The sequence below is a fragment of the Streptomyces sp. NPDC127197 genome (assembly GCF_042672405.1).
Taxonomy (GTDB): Bacteria; Actinomycetota; Actinomycetes; order Streptomycetales; family Streptomycetaceae; genus Streptomyces; species Streptomyces flavusporus.
In genome coordinates this window covers 1-2962 of the sequence record NZ_JBHXVG010000096.1, presented here as the reverse complement: position 1 = coordinate 2962, position 2962 = coordinate 1, and the positions used below count along the sequence as shown (strand labels likewise).

Sequence of the window (2962 nt, the reverse complement as noted above, 5' to 3'; positions counted from 1 at the left end):
CGGCGCCGGCTGCGTCCCCTGCCTCCCCCCGCCAACGGGCGAGTTCATGGCGGGCGGTGAGGGTGTCGGGGTGGTCAGGACCGAGCACACGCTCGCGCGTAGCCAGCAGTTCGGCGTAGGCCGCCACAGCAGGGACCGGGTCTCCTGCCTCCCCCCGCCAACGGGCAAGCAGGGCCCGGGCGGTGAGGGTGTCGGGGTGGTCAGGGCCCTGTACACGCTCCCGGTCGAGCACCAGCTTCTCATAGGCCGCAGCCGCGCCGGCTGCGTCCCCTGCCTCCCCCCGCCAGTGGGCCAACGCGTCCCGAGCCGCCAGAGTCTGGAGGTGAGCCGGACCGAAGCGGCGGTTGGCGGTGCGAACCAGTTCCTGTGACTGGGTCATGGCGGCACCGGCCTGGCTGGCTTCGCCGAGGCTTGTGACGGCCCGGAAGAGGACGGCGTGTGCGTTTGGCGGCGGTGGGGAGGTGCGCCAGAGGAAAGACTCTGCGTGCCGAGTGAGACTGGCGGTGTTGGCGCGCAGGGCCTGGGCGAGGGCGGTGTCGCGTTCGATTACAGGCCAGGAATCGGTAAGGGCGTCGGCGGCCGTGAGGGCAAGCTCTTCGTACAGAGGCTTGGACAGACGTTCGCGGACGGCGCGTTGGATGAGGCTGTGGACACGCACTGCCTGGTGGGGGACGTCGGCGGCGTGGTCGATGAGGGTGAGCCGATGCAGCGCACGCAACGCACCGACCGCGTCTTCGTCTGTGACCTTGGCCTGGTTCTGATGCCCGGTACCAGTGGCCGTGCGATGTTTCATGAGATAGCCGAGGGCTGGGCGGCTCGTGAAGAGCAGCGCAGGGATGCCGTTGGGGTCGAGCATGGCAGCCAACTGGAGGGTTGCGCAGGCCAGCCCACGTGGGCGTAGCCGGTCTGCGCGTTCGATGGACAGTGACCAGGCGGCGGCGACGGTGACGGACTGGTCGTCGGGGAGGGCGCCGGGTTCGGGCAGGAGGTCGGCCAGGGTGCGGGCGCGGTCTGCCAGGAGGGTGCGGTAGACGGTGCAGCTCAGGTTGGCGTCGATGAGGTAGGCAGCGGCCTGGGCGAGGGCCAGTGGCAGATGTCCGAGGTCGGAGGCGAGGGCGGTGAGCTGCTCTTCGGGCTCTATTCGGTCGTGGGCGGCCAGGGACCGGGTGAGGTAGGCGGTGGCCTCAGCTTCGGTGAACAGGCCGACGTCGATCCGGCGGCGGCCTTCCCCTGTCATGGCGGCGTCGCGGCGGCGGGTGGTGACCAGGGTGCGGCCGTGGGGGCTGGTTGGAGGCCACAGGCCGCGCAGGTCGTCGGGGTCGGCGACGTCATCCAGGACGATCAGCCACCGGCACGGCTCCGCTGCGGCCTTGGGGGTCAGCCAGGCCAGAAAGACCTGTGCGGCCTGTTCGGGGTCGTGGGGGTCGGCCCGGCACAGTTCGACGCCAGCCTGCGCGTAGCCGGTCACCACCGCCGAGCGGGCGCTTGCGGTGACCCAGACCAGAATGTCCAGGGCGCCGTCGCGCCAGGCGGCACGGGCGTAGTCGGCGGCGAGCTGGGTCTTGCCGACTCCGCCCATGCCGGTCAGTACCTGGCCCAGCACGGCGGTGCCGCCGCCTTCGACCGCCGCCCGCAGCCGGTTCACTTCGGCACGGTGCTGGAAGGACTGCGCTCGGGAAGGGATCACGCCCACCTGGTGCGGCCGGGTAGCGGGCTCCCGGGGCGCGCCGTGGTAGTTGACCTGGCCGATCGCCACGCTGTGGTGGGCGGCGTGGACCGTGACCGTCTCCGGTCTTCCGCTGCCTGCAGGGGGTGCTGTTGGGCTGAGGGTGGCCGGTCCGTTCAGCCCTGGGACGGATCCGGCTGGGTAGGGGTGCCGATGGTCGCGCCCCCGTGGAGTACACCGGCCACGATCGAGCCGTGTTCCGCCTTGAGGTTCACATCGCGGCCGGCGGCGATCCCGCCCTGCCCGGCCGATACGCCGCCCTGCGAAGTGTGCTGCCTGAGCAGAGCTCCCAGCTCGGCGGCCGCCTGTTCCCGCTCCTCGTCCTCCAGGCGTTCGAGGAACGCGATAAACCAGGCTTCCCAGGATGCTTCCTGGCGCAGCCGCACTCGCTCCGCCTGCTCTGGCCCTGCGACCTCCAGCGCGCTCGCGGTCTGGTCGAGTCGTTCCAACTCGGCGCTCTCCCGCTGAGCGTTCCCCCGGCCGAACCACCCAGCCACCTGCTGACGGAAACCGGTCCATACATCCGTGCCCGCAGCCTGTACCACCGCTGTGCCGCCCGCCGCGGCCAGCGCGGTCATCGCCTCTGTAAGCATGCCCCGCCTTCCCCCACGAGACCGAACCCGGCCCCTCTTCCCTCGACGCGCAACGTATTCCACCAGATACGTTCCGCAACTGTCGGCGATTCCGTCAAGACGGCGCCCAGGCCGGTGTGAGCTCAAGACCGCCACCCCTTGCGCGGGGCCCAGGCACGGTTCCCGCGGAGAGGTCTAGCCGCGTGTCCATGTCAAGATTCACGTCACCGTATGGGCGCACATGCGACCAGAACAGCGGCGTCATGCCGCGCCGGTCAGCGGGCGTGAGGAGGTCGGCCCACTCCGGTTCGCCGAGGATGTCCTGGAGCATCAGGGTGTTCACGAAGACCAGGGCGGATTGCAGGATCCGCAGGCACAGGACGAACATCTCCTGCTCGTCGCGCCGGTTCGAGGCGATCTCCCCGCCCTTGCCGTAGGCGATCACGGAGTTCGCGCCGTTGGAGGACTCCATGACATTCAGGCCCTCCTCGATCTCCCGCTGGAGATCGCGCAGCCGCAGGTAGCGGGCCACGAAGATGGTCTTCTGCGCGCGGCCGACCTCCAGCATCGCCGCGTAGGTGGGGTGGGAGGCGTTGCGGGTGAAGCGGCGCAGGATCGCCTCGGTCGACGCGGTCCGCGTACGGATCGCGGTCGCATACTTGAT

The 2962-nt window shown here is 70.3% G+C and carries 3 protein-coding genes; all 3 read right to left on the bottom strand.

Annotated elements, in window-relative coordinates; translation table 11 throughout:
• The coding region (locus ACFVJQ_RS45210) for an NB-ARC domain-containing protein (protein ID WP_385791779.1) at window positions 1-1687 on the bottom strand (1687 nt) is incomplete at its 3' end.
• A gap of 155 nt (window positions 1688-1842) precedes the next feature.
• A complete protein-coding gene (locus ACFVJQ_RS45205) occupies window positions 1843-2319 on the bottom strand; it encodes a hypothetical protein (RefSeq protein WP_385791778.1) in 477 nt (158 codons plus the stop codon).
• A 94-nt stretch (window positions 2320-2413) separates the two neighbouring features.
• The coding region (locus ACFVJQ_RS45200) for a Tn3 family transposase (RefSeq protein WP_385791777.1) at window positions 2414-2962 on the bottom strand (549 nt) is incomplete at its 5' end.

Coding starts and splice junctions, on each gene's coding strand:
- ACFVJQ_RS45205 (WP_385791778.1), bottom strand. CDS start 2,319: ATGCTTACAGAGGCGATGACCGCGCTGGCCGCGGCGGGCGGCACAGCG.